The sequence below is a fragment of the Simiduia sp. genome (genome assembly GCF_058345725.1).
The window spans coordinates 1-15,589 of record NZ_JBTUOC010000028.1; the positions used below are offsets into that span (position 1 = coordinate 1).

The window sequence follows — 15,589 nt, forward strand, 5'->3', positions numbered from 1 at the left end:
CGCGCGCGTTTGGCGTGGGGAGTGTCGCCCTAATCAGGCGAACAACTGATCTTTTAGCATTTGGATTTCTTTATCATCTTGCTGTGCTTTGCGTCGGTATACAGCCAGTGTAGCTTCGGTATCGCGCTGTTTTTGTTGTGCCTCTGTTAGGCGGGCGGTTAGATGGCGGATTTCCATTTTGGCATCGGCCAACTGGCCGCGAACAGTCTCCAGAAGCTGTTGTACTTCGTATTTTTCGTGCGCCGTTTGGCCCAGTGTGTGTTCCAAATTTGCCATTCGGCTGCGCATATCGGTAAGCGCGCTGTGTAAGCGAGCATCCAGGCCGGGTCCTTTGCGTGTGCTATTTACTGGGTTGGCCCTTAGGGCCAAGGTGTGTGAAGCCATGCTGTTAACTAACACGTTGCTTGAGTGGGCTTTCATTGGGTGTGCCTCATTGGGTTGCAAATACAGTAGCTGACGAACTGTGACCAGTTTAAGGCTTTGCGATTTGCAAACCATTGGCCAGTCGGGCTAGTCGATGGGCTAGGCCATTGCCGGGGCGCCGTCTTGGCACAAGGGGCGTTTAAAAGGGCATTTCAAAACGCAGCCATTCTTGCGCCAGGCTTTCTTGGTAACCGAGGGTGTTTCGGTTGTAACGGACAAAGGCGGGTAGGCTGGCATCCTGGTACAGAGTGCGACCTGGGCCCAGTATCCAGCGCTGGTTTGCGAGGTACAAGTGGCACCGCAGCTCGATACAGGCGCGCTTAGATTCTGGCCAATTCGGTCGGTTCGCGTGCGCAGCGGGCGGCTGAGCCGCTTGGCAAGCGGCGATAACTGAACGGCCACAGTGGGCATCTGCGCTGATCGGTGCGGCCCACAGCATCAGGCACATCAGTGCGCTGGCTGTGAGCTGGGGCATTGTCACAGGATGTAGCACGGGATATTCCCTGCAAGGCCAGAGCGATTAGTCGTCTAAGGCCCAAGGCATTCCGGCACCATGGTGGGTGTCGGGCGCATCTCCTTGGGTCCACCATTTAGCGACATAGATGGCACCCAGCCATTCGACGCTATCGCCCGCTTGATACACGGAATTTGGCTGCCATGAATGGGTGTCGGCGCTCCCGGCTGCGGGCGGCGTACTGCTGCTGCCACCCTGGCTATTGGTGTTGTCGTCGGGCACCGTGTCGACGGCGGTGACGTTAAAATAGTGTTCTACACATTTTACGTAATCGCCTTGTTTGAAGGCGGAAAACGGCGTTTGGTAGCCCACTAGTTGGCAGGCGTAGCTTTTTCCGTCGGCGGTATGCGCACTGAACGACCAATCTTGCTCCCAATAGATATTCAGCGCACCGGCGCCTTCGTTGGCGAATTGTTTCATGTTGGCGCAACCCAGTTTTTCATCGGCGTCAATACTCACACCCAATTGGCGGCTGAAGTTTTGGTAGTAATTAATGCGATTTTTCGATTGCGCAATCTCATTGCTGCCACCGCACTCGACGCCGCCATTGATAATTTGCGTGGTTATCCCAAAGCCAGGTGTCAGCCCATTGGCCAGGTCGTTGGCATTCGGTTGCCAGCTTCCGTCGATGACATGCAACATGCTGGGCTTTGGCGGCTGGGGGTATACAAAAAAGAAAATCGCACTGGCTAAGTTCAGCCAGGTGTCGGCCACTCGCTCGGGATTGTCGAGCAATACTCGCACATCACCGTACATGGCTTCAGAAAAAGGGCCGTAGTTGTAGTTGTAACTCAGTTGTTTGGCACCGCGTCCAAAATAGCTTTTATAGTCGCCATTGGCAAAGGTACCACAGGGCCAAGTTTCACCCTGCCAAGTGGCGGGATTGCACTCGCCGTTGTAGCCTCCGCGCATGGTTTCATCCCAGCCCATTTCGCGCAGGTGCACCAAACCTTGGCGCCACTCTTCCACATCCCAGTGGGCGGTATGGCCGCCGGTTTCCTGGGTCATATGCGCAAACATAACTGCCAGTGATTTCTGGCAAATGCCGCGCGCATCACGGCCGTCGCTATAGTTTCCGCAAAAGGCCGGAAATTTTGCCACGGCTTTTAAAAAGTTGTTGTAGGAGTATTCAGCAGCGCGCTTTGCGAATAGGTAGTTCCAATCGGCCTCGCTGATAATTGCCTCAACGCGCTGAACATTGTCGGGGTTATCGGCCGCCAATGGTGCAACGGCTTCCACAAGGGCGTTGTCGCGGGTGGCGATTGAGGCTTTTACCTGCTGCATTAATTCGGTACTGGTTAATCGTGTTTCGACCGCAAGTAAGTCAGCCCGACTGATTAACGCGCCGTCTGTGGCGGGTGCTTGGTCAGTTTGACCGACAGGAGCTTGCACGGCGTCGTCGTCCTCGCTAGTTGGCGTCGAATCGCTAGACCCGGGAGACGAGTCGCCGGCCGTGGTGGACGATTCAGTTGCCGGTGGTGTGCCTGCGGCGGGCGACGGCACCTCATCACCTGGCGAGCTGCTTTCGTTCGTGTCGCCGCCAGTGGTTGGCGTTACGTTATCGGGACTAGCAGACATATCGCTAGTATCGCTAATTGTATCGGCAACGAATTGCGCGGCTTCTTGCAAACTTGGCTGCGAGCCGCCGGCGCCACAGGCGCTGAGTAGCAGTGTGATAGTCGCGGCTGAGACGGCGTTTATTGTCGGGGTGCGTTGCATGGGAAGTCCTGCCTTTTGGCATCGTTCGTGGATGAAAATGTGTGATGTATTGTGTGCAATTCTCTGCGGGCAACCTATTGCCCGAATGGCCTAGACCGCGCGTGTCTGTAGGCCTGCGGTGCAGTAGGTGCACCACAGGCAAACACCGGTAGATGAAGATGTGGCTACTCGCTTAAACCGTCGGTCATCGCGTTGATGATGTCGCCGTTGTCGGCATCGATTTCCCAGGCGAACAGTCCCGCCAAACCATGGGCCTTGACAAACTCGGCCTTGGCTTTAACTGACCGGGGGTTGTCGTAGGTGATCAGGGTGCCGGTATTGTAGTTCCAGAGATAGGGTGCTTCGGCATCGGCGTCGTAGTAGTAGGTAAAGCCGTTGATGCCGCTGCCCTGACTGCCTCCCAGATAATTTTCAACAATGTCTTTGTAATCCAGTACACCGGCCTCCCAGCTACCTTTTGCCTTGGCTTGGCCAACGCCACTGAAAGGCCAGTCTGGTTGCGCACCACTGATTTGTGTCCAGCCGCGACCGTACATGGCGGCGCCCAGGACAATTTTTGAGGCGGGCACGTTGTGTGCGAGCAGGCTGTCGAGTACCGAGCTGGCATAGAAACCAGCTTGGGTATTGTAGGTATAGTTATTCAATGCGGTGTGGTGCCCAAGTACGCCACTCCATGCGCCGTGGTAGTCGTACGTCATGGCGAAAATGTAATCCATGTACTGATGCGCGCGTTGATAGTTTGCCGCGGCCACCATGGTGGGGCTGGCGCCGATGGCCGAGGTTAGCTCCAGGGTTTTACCCAGTTCGACTTCTAGTCCATCGAGCATGACGCGCAACTCGCGCATTAGATCGGCGTAGCCTTCAAAGTCGGCCTGCGAGCCGAGGTTGGCATTTGCGCCCCGGCCGCCGGGAAATTCCCAGTCGATATCGACGCCATCAAAAAATGTATAGCTGCGTAAAAAATCCGCCACCGAGTTGACAAAAATAGCGCGCTTGTTGGCATCGTTGGCGAGCGTGTAGAAGGGGTCTGACAGCGTCCAGCCACCCACTGATGGCAGGACTTTCAGGTGCGGGTATTGCTGCTTCAGTTTAATGAGTTGGCCAAAGTTTCCGCGTATGGGGTCGTCCCATTGATCGCCGGGATAGGATTTTTCCAGCGCCGCGTATTTGTCGTGAACGGTCACCTCAAAATCCTGTTTGCCCTGACATTGACTGACCAGTGCGCTGTAGCCCGAGGGGTTTGCCTCTTGCAGCGACTTATTTGGTCCACATACGGGAATAAAGCCGTACAGCACGTGCGTCAGTTTTTCGGCTGGCATATCCATGACGTGGTAGTTGCGTCCGTACACGCCCCACTCCACGAAATAGCTGCCGATGACTTGGCCGTCGGGGCGGCTGTGGGCACCATCTGTGGGTTGGGTGTCGGTATTTGACTCTGTTTCGCCGGTATTGCTGTCGGTGTTGCCATCAGTGTTATCTGCGTCGGTCGGGGAGCCAGGGGCGGGAGTATTGGCGCCAATCAGCTTCCATACCTGACCGTCGCCATGGTTATCTGCCGGGTCGTCGCCCTGGGTCCACCATTTTGCTTCGTAGTTGTTTCCACCTGCGCTGACCTTGTCGCCACCGGTGTAGATGGCACTCGTCTGCCAGGCGGGGTAGTTTGCCGCGGGTTGGTCTGCTTGTGGCGTGCCCCCGGACATGCCGCCTTCGATTGCACTGCTTTCGGTCGATGTTTCAGCGCCGTTATCTGCCGGTGTCGCGGCGTTAGTGTCTGGGCTGCTAGCCGAGCCGTTGTCGTTCGTAGGTGCAGTGTTGTCAGCACCGTTACCCGCCGGCTGATTGTTTGCGCCGCCAGCTGTATTTGTAACGTCGGGTGATTGAGTGGCGCCGGCATCGGCGTTGGCGTCGTTCTGTGCTGGCGCTGAGGAGCCACCGCCGCCGCACGCACTTAACACAAGAGCCAGCGCCAGAGAACTGGCCAGTTGAGTGATGTTGGTTTGTTTCATGGTGTTACCTATTTCTCGAAATTGTAGTGGTCGCAAATTGGTCGGGTGCTGGGCGTCAGTTGCTAAAAAGGATGCTTAGCCTCTGGCGGCACGCCGCGCTGTTTCCTGGCGTGCTTGCAGCGCTTGCAGGTACAAGGCCAGATGACGACGGCCGTTTTTGAGCTGGTGAATACACCGGGTCAGTTGATTGCCGACGGTTTTGGCCATGCGCGCAAGGCTGTGATCGCGTAGCTTTTCACTGATCAGTTGGTCCAGCATGGTTTGTAATTGCTGGTTTAACGCCGTTTGTTCGCGGAGCTGTCGCGCGAGCTGTTGATTGCTGTGGCGCACGCGAATAATGGCGAGTTTGCTATCGGATAACGCGGCTTGTAGGCGCATTTTTTCGTTGCGTTCTGCAACATACTGCTCGCTGCGTTTTTTCAACTGCGCTTCGAGTCGTGCAATGTGCGCATTTTTGTCTTCCATAAAATATTCCGCCAATGTCAGCTGTTCGCTCAGGTGCGTGTTTTGCTCGCGCAAGGCGTCGTTGCTGTGTGTCAGGGCCTGAATTTGTCGAGACTGCGCGCTGTTTGACTGCGCTAGGTGGCTGACGTTGCGGGGTTTTGAATGAGGCAATGATGCTGTCGTTGTCATGGCTATGGCCGCTTTAAATGTTCGATGAGCTCAGTGTATGCAGGTGATGCAACAGGCAACATTGGCCAGATAGGCTAGAAAATGGCCTAGGCCACTGCGGCAAAGGGGCACAAGCCTGGGGGATTCTGTTCTATAGTTAGGCAGTTAGACCGGTGCGCTCGGCGCCATTACATGGGGGAGTTTGTGGAAATACTGATCATTGATGACCATGCGCTATTTCGCGATGGGTTGAATGTACTGTTACAGCAGTTGGCGCCCGCTGTGCAGGTGACCGAGGTAGGTAGCGGGGCCGCCGCTTTGGCCGAGTTAGAGCGCCCGACGGAGTTTGATATTGTCTTGCTTGATTTTCATTTGCCAGATCAAAACGGCCTACTGGTATTGGCCGATATCAAGGTGGAATTCCCCGAGCTGCCGGTAATTTTACTGTCGGCAGAAGAGAACCCCGCGCTAGTTATGCAAGCGCTTCAAGAGGGCGCCAGCGGGTTTATCACGAAAACTTCTTCTGCAAAAGTGATGCTGAGCGCGATTAAGTTAGTGCTATCGGGCGGGGTTTACGTGCCGCCCGTCATGCTGGCCCAGGGGCAGCCACACGCCGTGCAACAAAGCCCGGTGAAAGAGCCCAAGGCGCAAACCCGCGTTAAGCTGACCGAACGGCAGCGCGATGTGCTAGGCCAAATGGGCCGGGGACTCGCCAATAAAGAGATTGCCCGTGCGCTGGATATGTCACCCAGCACGGTGAAAGTGCATGTGGCGGCCATTCTCAAGGAACTGGATGTGAAAAATCGCACTCAGGCCGTGGCCCGGGCGCGCACCCTGGGGCTAATTCATGCGGAGTAAACTTTTGGCGCTCCCGGGGTTCGGCTAACGCCTACGCAACCCGTCTCGCTGCGCTATGCTGATATTTTAAGCGACCGGTACAATAGGCATGAAGGTCTATTGGATAGTTTGTCTGTTATTTTGCCTGAGTGCGCGGGTGGGCGCAGCCGAAATACAGGTAGTTGCGGCAGAGCTTGCGCCCCATGCGGGACAGCTGCTACCGCAGCAGGGTTGGGTGCCTCGGGTATTGGCACTGGCGCTCAAAGACCGTGGTTACGAGCCGAAAATCGCCTTTATGCCTTTTCGCAGGGCCCTCTCATTGGCGCAGCTGGGCCAGGCCGAGGCCATTGCGCCCCTGTACAAAAGCGCCGCGCGCGAACAGTTTTTGTGGTTTTCCGAGCCGTTGGGGTACTCCAACACGGCGTTGTTCTTTCGTCGCTCTAAACCGGTGCACTTTCGCACCTTGGCAGATCTCGAAGGGCTAAAGGTTGCGGTGATGCGCGGAGGCCGTGTCAGCGACCAATTCGATACGTACAGCGGAATGGTACGGGTGGATGTCACCAGTTACGAGCAGCAGGTGCGCATGCTTATGGCGGGTCGAGTGGACGCCATTGTGGGCGAAGAGTTTGTGGTGCGAGCGATGATCGAGCGCCAGTACACCTTAACTGATCACGACATCGTTCAAGCGGCTACGCCATTGGCTGTGCAGGGCATGTACGTAGGTGTTGCAAAAAGCGCCCGGGACGCACAGGCAAAAGTGCGCGCCATCAATTTGGGGATGGCCCAACTGCGCGCATCCGGCGTCTATGGCGCCATCTTGGCAGAATACGGTATGGCCTACGAAGTGGGTATGCTGCGGCCATTGGCCGCAGAGGTGACCGCATCCGACGGCGACTAGGCGCAAGAGCTGTGCACGTCGTCGCGAACAGGGGCCGCAGGGACGCTTATTGCCCCCCGCATATCCCAGTTTGGGCTAAGCTGGGGGCGCCGTCGCAGCAGGAATAATAATGAGCAATCACATTCAAACGGTGCTGACCCAGTGGTGGCCTGTGCGCGATACCCGTCAATGGGTGTTGGGCGTAGTCACTCACACAGAGGGTTCGAGCTACCGCAAAGCGGGCGCCATGATGTTGCTGAACGACCTGGGCCAATGCCTGGGGCTGTTGAGTGGCGGTTGCCTGGAGCGCGCCTTGCTGGCTGAAGTTAAACGCGTACTGGCTTTTAATCGGCCGCGCGACATTACCTTCGATGCCACCCAGGAAAGCGAGCTGGCCTGGGCCTGGGGGCTTGGCTGCGGTGGCCGAGTCAGCGTGCGTCTATTGCCGGTATCGGCCGCCAATCACTACCTGCAACTGGATCAGATCCTACGCCAGCTTCAGGGCCGTCAAGCCGTGCGCTATGGCGTGCCGCTGGGCGATGTGAGCGCGCAGACGCCCTGGCAACCCCTCCGCCCAATAGATCCAGGCTATTCGCAACGTCAGGGCGATTGTCTGTGGGTGCCCCTAACACCGCAGCGCCACCTGGTGATTTTCGGTGCCGGTGTCGACGTTGTGCCGCTGGTGCAAATGGCCACAGCTCTGGGTTGGCAGCTCACTTTAATCGATCACCGGGTGAGTGCGGCGAAAGCGGCGGCCTTTCCCGCGAGTGTACAGTGGCTGTGCTGCGAGCCCGACGATCCCAAGGTGGCCCAGGTATTGGCAAACGCCGATGCGGCCATGGTAATGACACACAACATTGCATTGGATGGGCAGGCATTGATTCAGTTGGTGGGTAAGCCGCTGGTCTATTTGGGGCTGTTGGGGCCTGAGCACCGCAAGCAGCGGGTTCTCGCCGAGGCCCAACTCGACGAATCGCGCCTGCCCGTGCCATTGGATGGCCCCATGGGGCTCGACCTGGGCGGCGAATTGCCAGAATCGGTGGCGCTGTCGGCCTTGGCGAAATGTCATCAAGTGCTCGCCGGTGGTGCGAATCGAGCGCCTGAGCAGTTGTTATCCACGCCTTTAGAGCGGCGGTGCCCATGAGCATGTATGTAGTGTTGCTCGCCGCAGGTGCCAGTCGGCGTTTTGGCGCGACACCCAAACAGGCGGCCCTGTGGCAGCAGCAGCCAATCCTGACGCAGATGGCAACGCGCGCAGAAGCGTTGGCGCCCGGTCGTACATGGGTGGTATTAGGCGCCTATGCACAGCAGTTGCTGCCCTTGGTGACCCATTCGCACGCGCTAATTCATCAGCAGTGGTCGGATGGCTTAGGCAGCTCCATCGCCTTTGGCGTGGCCGCTCTGCCGGAGGATGCCAGCTGTGTGCTGCTGTTGTTAGCCGATCAGCTGGCGGTCACTGAACAGGCACTTGCCCACTTACAAAGCGTGCATGCAGGGCGATCTGGCGCGGCCATTACCTGTGCTTTTTACGATGGCGTGCGCGGTGTTCCCGCTTTGTTTTCCGCGCATTTCTTTCCCCAATTGCGCCGGCTGCAAGGCGAGCAGGGAGCAAAATCATTGTTGCGTCGCGATGAGACAGTGAGCGTGCCACTGCCGGCGGCAGCGATTGATATCGATACCCAAACCGATTTACTCCAATTTGAAACTCACAGGGAGATTGACCGTGCAAACATTGACTATTAACGGCAAAGAACACCGAGTTGAGGCCGATCCCCAAATGCCCTTGTTGTGGGTGCTTCGCGATTTCCTGCAGATGACCGGAACGAAGTATGGTTGCGGCAAGGGCTTATGTGGCGCCTGCACTGTGCATCTTAACGGCGCTGCGGTGCGCGCCTGCAGTTTGCCGGTCGCCGCAGCAGTGGGAAGCGAGATCACCACCATTGAAGGTTTGTCCGAGTCCGGCGATCACCCCTTACAAAAGGCTTGGACCGAGCTCAAGGTGCCGCAGTGTGGCTATTGTCAGTCCGGCCAGTTGATGAGCGCTGCAGCGCTCCTGGCCAGCACGCCCAAACCCAGTCGCGCCCAAATTCGCGCGGCCATGTCCGGTAATATCTGTCGTTGTGGCACTTACCCACGTATCGAGGCCGCCATTCAATCGGCCGCCGGCGTGCAGTATCAGCCAGCACAGGGAGATAAATAGTCATGGCGACCTTGACGGTACTCAATCGACGGGAATTTTTTAAATTAACCGGCCTCAGTGCTACGGCGGTGGCGGCCGGAGGGTTTGTATTGCAGGGCAGTGTGCCCGTGCACGCCGAGTGGTCAGGCGGACAGGGATCGGCGCTGTCGCTGAATATGTTTGTGCACATCGCACCCGACGATCGCGTGACTATCGTCGCCCACCGATCGGAAATGGGGCAGGGCATTCGCACCAGCTTGCCGCAAATTGTGGCCGACGAGCTGGATGCTAACTGGGATAAAGTCGATATCGTGCAGGCACTGGGCGACAAGCAGTACGGCGATCAAAATACCGATGGCTCGCGCAGTGTCGTGGGTTTTTATCACACCATGCGCGAAATGGGCGCCTCGGCGAAAGCCATGTTGGTACAGGCTGCTGCTCAAAGCTGGGGCGTGGCGCCCGAGACCTGCGTCGCCGCAGACCACAAGGTGACCCACCCCACCAGTCAGCGATCATTGCGCTACGGTGAGTTGGCCGAGCGCGCCGCTAAGTTACCGCTGCCGGACCCGAAGTCGCTCACCTATAAATCACCCGAAAATTTCAAATACATTGGCAAGCCTGTGCCCATGGTGGATTTGGCCGATATTGTGCGCGGCAATACCACCTATGGCGTTGATGTGGCGCTACCCGATATGTTGCATGCGAGTATCGAGCGCTGCCCCTGGCTCGGTGGAAGTATCAAAAGTTTCGATGATAAAGCCGCCAGAAAAGTTGCCGGCGTGGTGGATATTATTCGCTTGGACGGTGGCACTGAGCCGCCGGCCTTCCATCCGCTGGCCGGCGTTGCCGTACTCGCCACCAATACCTGGTCAGCTCAGCAGGCGCGCAAAAAACTCAATATCACCTGGACAACTTCCGATCATCAGAATTTTGATTCTGCAGCCTCATTGAAAGCCTTGGCACAGCAGTTGCCCGAAAAATCCCAGATTGTGCGCAACCGCGGCGACATTGCCAAAGGATTAGCGAGTGCCCACCAAACTTTGTCGGCGGTGTATACCGTGCCGCACTTGGAGCACGCCACGATGGAGCCCCCGGCCGCAGTGGCGCGTATGACGAAAGACGGTTGTGAGGTTTGGGCCTGTGTGCAGGCGCCGCAACGCACTCAGCAAGTGGTGGCCGGCGCTGTGGGCCTAAAGCCCGAGCAGGTGAAAGTCCACGTAACACTGTTGGGCAGTGCCTTTGGTCGTAAGTCCAAGCCGGATTTTGCAGCCGAGGCGGCATTTTTGGCAAAGGCGACACGGCGACCGGTTAAAGTCATTTGGAGTCGAGAGGATGCAGTGCGCCACGGCTATTACCACGCGTTTAGCGTGCAGCATTTTACAGGCGGGCTGGATCAGTCGGGGCGACTCAGCGCGCTGAAAGCGCAAGTAGCGTCACCCACGATTATGTCGACGTTTCAACCGAATCAAGCCTACCTGCAAGATTTTGAAGTGGGGCAGGGGTTTGCGAACATACCTTACGATATCCCCAACATTCAGGCCGCCGTGCATGAAACGCCCGCGCACACGCGCATTGGATGGCTGAGATCGGTGTACAACATCAATCACGCCTTTGGGGTAAACAGCTTTATCGATGAGGCGGCGCGTTTGGCGGGCAAAGATCCACTGGCCTATCACCTAGACATGCTGGGCGCCGATCGCACGGTAGACACCCGCGAAGAGGGCTTTAAGGCCGGCTTTAATGCCGACTACCCCTACCGTACGGCGCGCATGAAAAAGGTGCTGCAAGCCGTCAAAACCAGCGTTGGCTGGCCGGCAAAAACAGCCGCTGGCGAAGGCTGGGGTATTGCCGTGCACCACAGTTTTTTAAGCTATGTGGCGGTGGCCACCAAGGTGGCGGTCACCCAGGGTAAGTTGCAAGTGCAAGAGGTACACATTGCCTTGGACTGCGGTCAGATGGTGAATCCCGATCGCGTACACGCACAAATGGAGGGTGCGGTTATCTTTGGTTTGTCGCTGGCGTTATTTGGCGAAATCAGTTTTGCCAAGGGCGAGGTAGAGCAATCCAATTTTGACGACTATCCGCTGTTGCGCTTGCACCAATCGCCAAAAATTGTGGTGTCGTTAATGCCCAGTGGCGACAAACACGGCGGTGTGGGCGAGCCGGGTGTACCACCCATAGCGCCGAGCTTAACCAATGCCATAGTGGCGGCTGGTGGCCCTAGAGTGCGGGCCTTACCTGTCGCCAATCACCTGAAAATTATATAAAGCGCGATATTCAAAGCCATGGCTCCACGGTAAACAACTCATTGAACCAGACCGCCGGCACAGCCGGCGAGCCGCTGGTGCAATTGGTTAGCGGTAGGCCTCGTAGTGGGTGTTCTTGAGACCCAGGGCGGCCACCAAGCTGCTGAACCCAATGATCATGGTGATCTGTAAAAAGACACTGACTAGGACGGCTGCACCCCAGTCCTGAAAAGACACATCCACCAAGGCGACAATACTGCAATAGAGGCTACTGGCAATGCTCAAGCGAAGCAGTCCATTGACGGTGGCGCGTATTCGATAGTCGCGATCGTCTGGGTTGGCGAAGGGATCTCTGTTTGCGCTGTAGATATTCCAGAAAATGATTGCCCCAAAAAATGTATTGCCTGCCAGTAGCAACACAAAAAAACTGATAGCTTTTGTCAGATCTTGGGTGACTTGACTGTAGAGTAGCACGACGAAAATAATCAGTAAAATGAAGCACGCCAGCGCACCGTAGAGCAGTTTCATATTCGCAAATTCGGTTAGTCTGCGTGGCTTTAGTTCGGCACTGCGCGAACTTTTTTCGCCCTGCTTTCGCATTAACTTTGTCAGTTTGAACTCGAACACTTCTACGAGCAGGAAAGGCACTATTTGTAACATATAGTAACCAAAGGGCATCATTTCATCGAACAATCTAGCGGTCCATTCACTCTGTTCGCGCCCTTGTGCGAGTGGCCCAAGAAAAACCAAACCCAGCAGTAGAACTATGCCAATGCATAGATTGGCACCATTGATGCGCTTGAAAATACGCAGTGCCCGCTGCAGTTCGCGCAGCGGTTTGGGGTAGAGTTTTGGGTAATGTTCTGGCGGGTACTGTGTAAAAATAGTTTCTGCTCGGTGCGCTAGTCGCGCGGGCAGGTAATAAGAAATACAAAAGATTTGAAGGCCAAACACCAGGCAAAAAATTAATTGTTCGTTCATATGATGCTCTCTTCCTTGGGCTGATTAATCGCGTGATTGAAGGCGATGCGAAGTTCTGAGTCTGTTGCGCCCAGTGCGCGCAGTTTGTGAAGCGTCTCTGCCAGCTGTTGAGCGATGACAGCGTGTAAATCTAATTGGCAATTGGCGCGCGCATCGGGATGGATAACCGTTCCTCGATAACCGCGAGTTTGAATAACCCCGTCGCGCTCCAGCAATTGATAGGCCTTGGCAACAGTTTTATTGTTTAGCATCAGGTCATTGGCGAGCTGGCGAATAGAGGGTAGTGCGTCGCCGGGTTTTAACTGCCCCTCCGCTACGCCTTGCTTTATTTGTCCAATCAATTGGGCAAACAGCGGTTCTTGAGCGTCAGGCTTTATGATGATGCGCATGGGTTCTGCCGATTATCTTGTACCATTTGTACTAATGGTACAACTGGGTCATGTTAAACGCAAGCAGTGTTGTAAATGTCGAAGACCCGCGAAACGTGGTCCGATGGGTTCATGGGTTAGGCAGATGTGGTTTTGCGCACGCTGATAGGTGTGGATTTGTAAGCGGGTGTGTGACTGCGTGGATCGAGTGACAGCCCAATCAGCGGATTTGTTTCTGGGTAGTAGCCCAAGACGGCGCCGCGCTGAATATCGAAGGGTTGGACCGTGAAGCCGGTGACCTGGCCGGTGGTTGAGCGCAGCTCAACTGGGTCGCCGGCCGACAGAGACAGTTCGCGCATATCTTCAGGGTGCATAAGGATGGTATAGCGATCCTTTACACCGCGATAACTGTCGAACTCCTCATACACGATAGTATTAAATTGGCCCTCGCTGCGCGCGCTGATCAGGTGTAGGGGATAGTTTTTATTGCGCGTTTGTGGATGCCTCGACAAGGGCCGAAACTGCGCTTTACCCGACGAGGTAAAGAAGTGGGGCGTCGTTAGGTGGCGCTCGGCGATATGAAATTCCTCGCGGGTCTGATCGATGTCCGCGAGTGGCTGTAAATTGTGTAAACACTTAGCCATGGTTTGACGGATGGCTTCATGGGAGCGCAACCGTTCAAATAATGCAGCGTGATGGGGCAGCGTATTTTTCCCTAAGTCCGATAAAATCGCCACTTCCGAGTGCACATTATCCAGTCGGTGTATGCCGCCATCACTTAGTCGCACATAACTGAACATGGACTCTTGTGTGGTGGCTTGCCACTCTTCGTCGCGTGCCGCCACCGGTAGAATGATGCACTCGGCTTGATCGCAGCTGTGCAGGTGGCCGCGGTTTAAGGTGGTGGTTAAGTACACCTTGCAAGCGATGCGCTCTAGCGCCGCTTTAGTCCAGGTTGTATCGGGTGCCGCCTCCAGCAAATTACCACCCAGCATTAAGGCGAAGTCTATCGAGTGTTCATGGGCGGCGCGCAGGCAGGCCATGGTATCCAGGCCGGGTGTTTCCGGGGCGTGTATGCCCAATTCTTGCCCCATGCGGGCCACCAATTCACTGGCGAGCATTGGCTTGACGCCGACGGTACCCATGCCTTGCACATTGCTGTGGCCGCGCAGGGGCAACAAGCCGGCTCCGGGCTTGCCCACGTGACCGCGCAGTAAGGCAAGGCCCACCAAAGTTTCCAGTGTGTCGACACCGTGGCGGTGGTGGGTGAGGCCCATACCCCAGCAAAAAACTGTTGCTTGGCTTTGTGCGTAGCGATCGGCAAGTAGCTGAATTTGTGCCTGCGCGAGTCCGGTTTCGGCTTCTATGACGTCCCAGCGTAAAGCTGACAGGCTGTCGGCAAAGGCATCATAGCCTTCGGAAAATTTCGCAATAAACGCGTTGTCCTGGCGACCGCTGTCAATGATGCATTTCGCAAGAGCGGCGAAAAGGGTGGCGTCGCTGCCCACCTTGGGCTGCAGGTACATAGAGGCAATTTCATGGCCGCCGATAATGAGCGACCGAGCATTTTTGGGAAGTGCAAAACGTAAGAGACCCGGTTCCTTGACGGGATTGATCACAATGACCTCGCCACCGCGATCGCGGCAGGCCTTGAGTGCGTGTAGCAAGCGCGGGTGATTGGATGCCGGGTTAGCGCCAATCACAAAAATACAGTCGGCTAATTGCAAATCCTGCAATTGCACTGTGGCGGTGCCGGTACCCAGTGTATTTTGCAGCGCAACACCGGTGGCCTGGTGACAAAAGTAGGAGCAATTGTTGACGTTATTGGTGCCCTTTGCGCGCGCCAATAGTTGCAACAAGTAGCCCGCTTCATTGGATGAGCGGCCCGAGGCGTAGAAAAAACTGCGCGCTGGATCAGCGTGGCGCAGGCGTTCGGCGGCCTTTGCTAAGGCTGCATTCCAACTAATACAGCTGAATTTTTCTGCCCCGGCAGCCTTGTATAGCGGCGTGTTCAGACGCCCTAAATGCTCGACCTCGCGACCGGTCAGAGCCTGCAGTTCAGCCAAGGGATGGTCGAACACCTCTCTGGGGATAGCCGCCTGATTGTCTGTCGATTGAGCCTGCACACTTTTGTTGCACACGGCGGGGAATTCGCCCAGCTCGTTGGTCATGCCGCCCCGTTGGCCGCCCATGCCCAAGCCGCAGGCTTTACAGGCATTGTGACTGGTCAGCGCCTTGGCGGAGGCTTTAAGTCCAATGCGCTTGGCGGTTGCCAATGTGTAGAGGACTTTTTTCAGGCCGCCACCGGCGGGCAATTTAGAGGGCATAGTGTGCTGTCCTAACTGGGTGTTCTTTGCTGTATCAATTGTCGCATGCAATTCCGGTTGTTGCGGCCTGCAGAGCACGCGGTCGGGATTCAGCGTTATTGCTTAAATATCCGATTGCGGTGCTTGAGTACAAAGTATGGAAGATTAAACGCTGCTCTCAATCAACCAGCTTAGGTGTCGCGCGGCTCGCTCCATCTGCGAGGCTATATCTGCCAGTTAATTGGCGTGTCATTAGTCTTGCTGACATCAATTAGCTGGAACTACCGTACATTAACAGTTGGCATAAAAAGTTAAAATTAATTCGATAAAATATTTTTTATTTCTTAGTTATTTGCCTTTGTGATTTTTGTAGCATTTTTTTGGGCATTAATCACAAGGAAATTTTGATCTGCGCTAGCCTGATTGCTCGTGCGAGAGGGCAGTCTAATGCCTTGTAATGAGTGCTCGGGATGGCCGGTTATCTCGCATGGATCAGGGAAAATAATCCAGCTGTCTATTTT

Annotated in this window: 14 protein-coding genes; 6 read left to right on the plus strand and 8 right to left on the minus strand. The window is 55.9% G+C overall.

Translation table 11 applies throughout. The features are described 5' to 3' along the window. Positions 1 to 33 precede the first annotated feature (33 nt). From ACW8F6_RS06270 to ACW8F6_RS06290, 5 genes are all read right to left on the minus strand, one after another. A complete protein-coding gene (locus tag ACW8F6_RS06270; protein WP_491574999.1) occupies positions 34 to 420 on the minus strand; it encodes a hypothetical protein in 387 nt (128 codons plus the stop codon). 142 nt (positions 421 to 562) lie between these two features. Beyond that, positions 563 to 916, minus strand: a complete 354-nt coding sequence (locus tag ACW8F6_RS06275; protein WP_491575000.1) for a hypothetical protein — start codon at positions 914 to 916, stop codon at positions 563 to 565. A 27-nt stretch (positions 917 to 943) separates the two neighbouring features. Next, on the minus strand, positions 944 to 2,656 hold the full coding sequence (locus ACW8F6_RS06280) for a chitinase (RefSeq protein WP_491575001.1): 1,713 nt from the start codon (positions 2,654 to 2,656) through the stop codon (positions 944 to 946). Between the two features lie 164 nt (positions 2,657 to 2,820). After that, positions 2,821 to 4,662: a glycosyl hydrolase family 18 protein gene (locus ACW8F6_RS06285; RefSeq protein ID WP_491575002.1), complete on the minus strand. Its 1,842-nt coding sequence runs from the start codon at positions 4,660 to 4,662 to the stop codon at positions 2,821 to 2,823. Between the two features lie 75 nt (positions 4,663 to 4,737). Further along, positions 4,738 to 5,295: a hypothetical protein gene (locus ACW8F6_RS06290; RefSeq protein ID WP_491575003.1), complete on the minus strand. Its 558-nt coding sequence runs from the start codon at positions 5,293 to 5,295 to the stop codon at positions 4,738 to 4,740. Positions 5,296 to 5,478: 183 nt separating this feature from the next. On the opposite strand from ACW8F6_RS06290, the gene ACW8F6_RS06295 reads away from it, so the two are divergent. The 6 genes from ACW8F6_RS06295 (at position 5,479) to ACW8F6_RS06320 (ending at position 11,434) form a co-directional block, all read left to right on the plus strand. Next, positions 5,479 to 6,132 (plus strand): response regulator, encoded by a 654-nt coding sequence (locus ACW8F6_RS06295; RefSeq protein WP_491575004.1) that lies wholly within the window; start codon positions 5,479 to 5,481, stop codon positions 6,130 to 6,132. An 88-nt stretch (positions 6,133 to 6,220) separates the two neighbouring features. Continuing rightward, entirely contained in the window at positions 6,221 to 7,009 is a 789-nt protein-coding gene (locus ACW8F6_RS06300; protein WP_491575005.1) for a substrate-binding periplasmic protein, read from the plus strand. Between the two features lie 109 nt (positions 7,010 to 7,118). Then, positions 7,119 to 8,132, plus strand: coding sequence for an XdhC family protein (locus tag ACW8F6_RS06305; protein ID WP_491575006.1), 1,014 nt, complete (start codon positions 7,119 to 7,121; stop codon positions 8,130 to 8,132). Then, positions 8,129 to 8,731: a nucleotidyltransferase family protein gene (locus ACW8F6_RS06310; protein ID WP_491575007.1), complete on the plus strand. Its 603-nt coding sequence runs from the start codon at positions 8,129 to 8,131 to the stop codon at positions 8,729 to 8,731. Before ACW8F6_RS06305 ends, ACW8F6_RS06310 begins: the two co-directional genes overlap by 4 nt. After that, complete coding sequence (locus ACW8F6_RS06315; RefSeq protein ID WP_491575008.1) at positions 8,712 to 9,188, plus strand: (2Fe-2S)-binding protein; 477 nt, start codon at positions 8,712 to 8,714, stop codon at positions 9,186 to 9,188. The genes ACW8F6_RS06310 and ACW8F6_RS06315 overlap by 20 nt, the downstream gene beginning before the upstream one ends. 2 nt (positions 9,189 to 9,190) lie before the next feature. Further along, positions 9,191 to 11,434 carry a xanthine dehydrogenase family protein molybdopterin-binding subunit gene (locus tag ACW8F6_RS06320; protein WP_491575009.1) on the plus strand — a complete coding sequence of 748 codons (2,244 nt, stop codon included), beginning with the start codon at positions 9,191 to 9,193 and terminating at the stop codon, positions 11,432 to 11,434. 87 nt (positions 11,435 to 11,521) lie between these two features. On the opposite strand, the gene ACW8F6_RS06325 is transcribed toward ACW8F6_RS06320, so the two are convergent. From ACW8F6_RS06325 to ACW8F6_RS06335, 3 genes are all read right to left on the minus strand, one after another. Further along, entirely contained in the window at positions 11,522 to 12,394 is an 873-nt protein-coding gene (locus ACW8F6_RS06325; protein WP_491575010.1) for a hypothetical protein, read from the minus strand. Further along, positions 12,391 to 12,783, minus strand: coding sequence for a GntR family transcriptional regulator (locus ACW8F6_RS06330; protein ID WP_491575011.1), 393 nt, complete (start codon positions 12,781 to 12,783; stop codon positions 12,391 to 12,393). Before ACW8F6_RS06330 ends, ACW8F6_RS06325 begins: the two co-directional genes overlap by 4 nt. Positions 12,784 to 12,899: 116 nt before the next feature. Further along, positions 12,900 to 15,089, minus strand: coding sequence for an FdhF/YdeP family oxidoreductase (locus tag ACW8F6_RS06335; protein ID WP_491575012.1), 2,190 nt, complete (start codon positions 15,087 to 15,089; stop codon positions 12,900 to 12,902). Positions 15,090 to 15,589 lie beyond the last annotated feature (500 nt).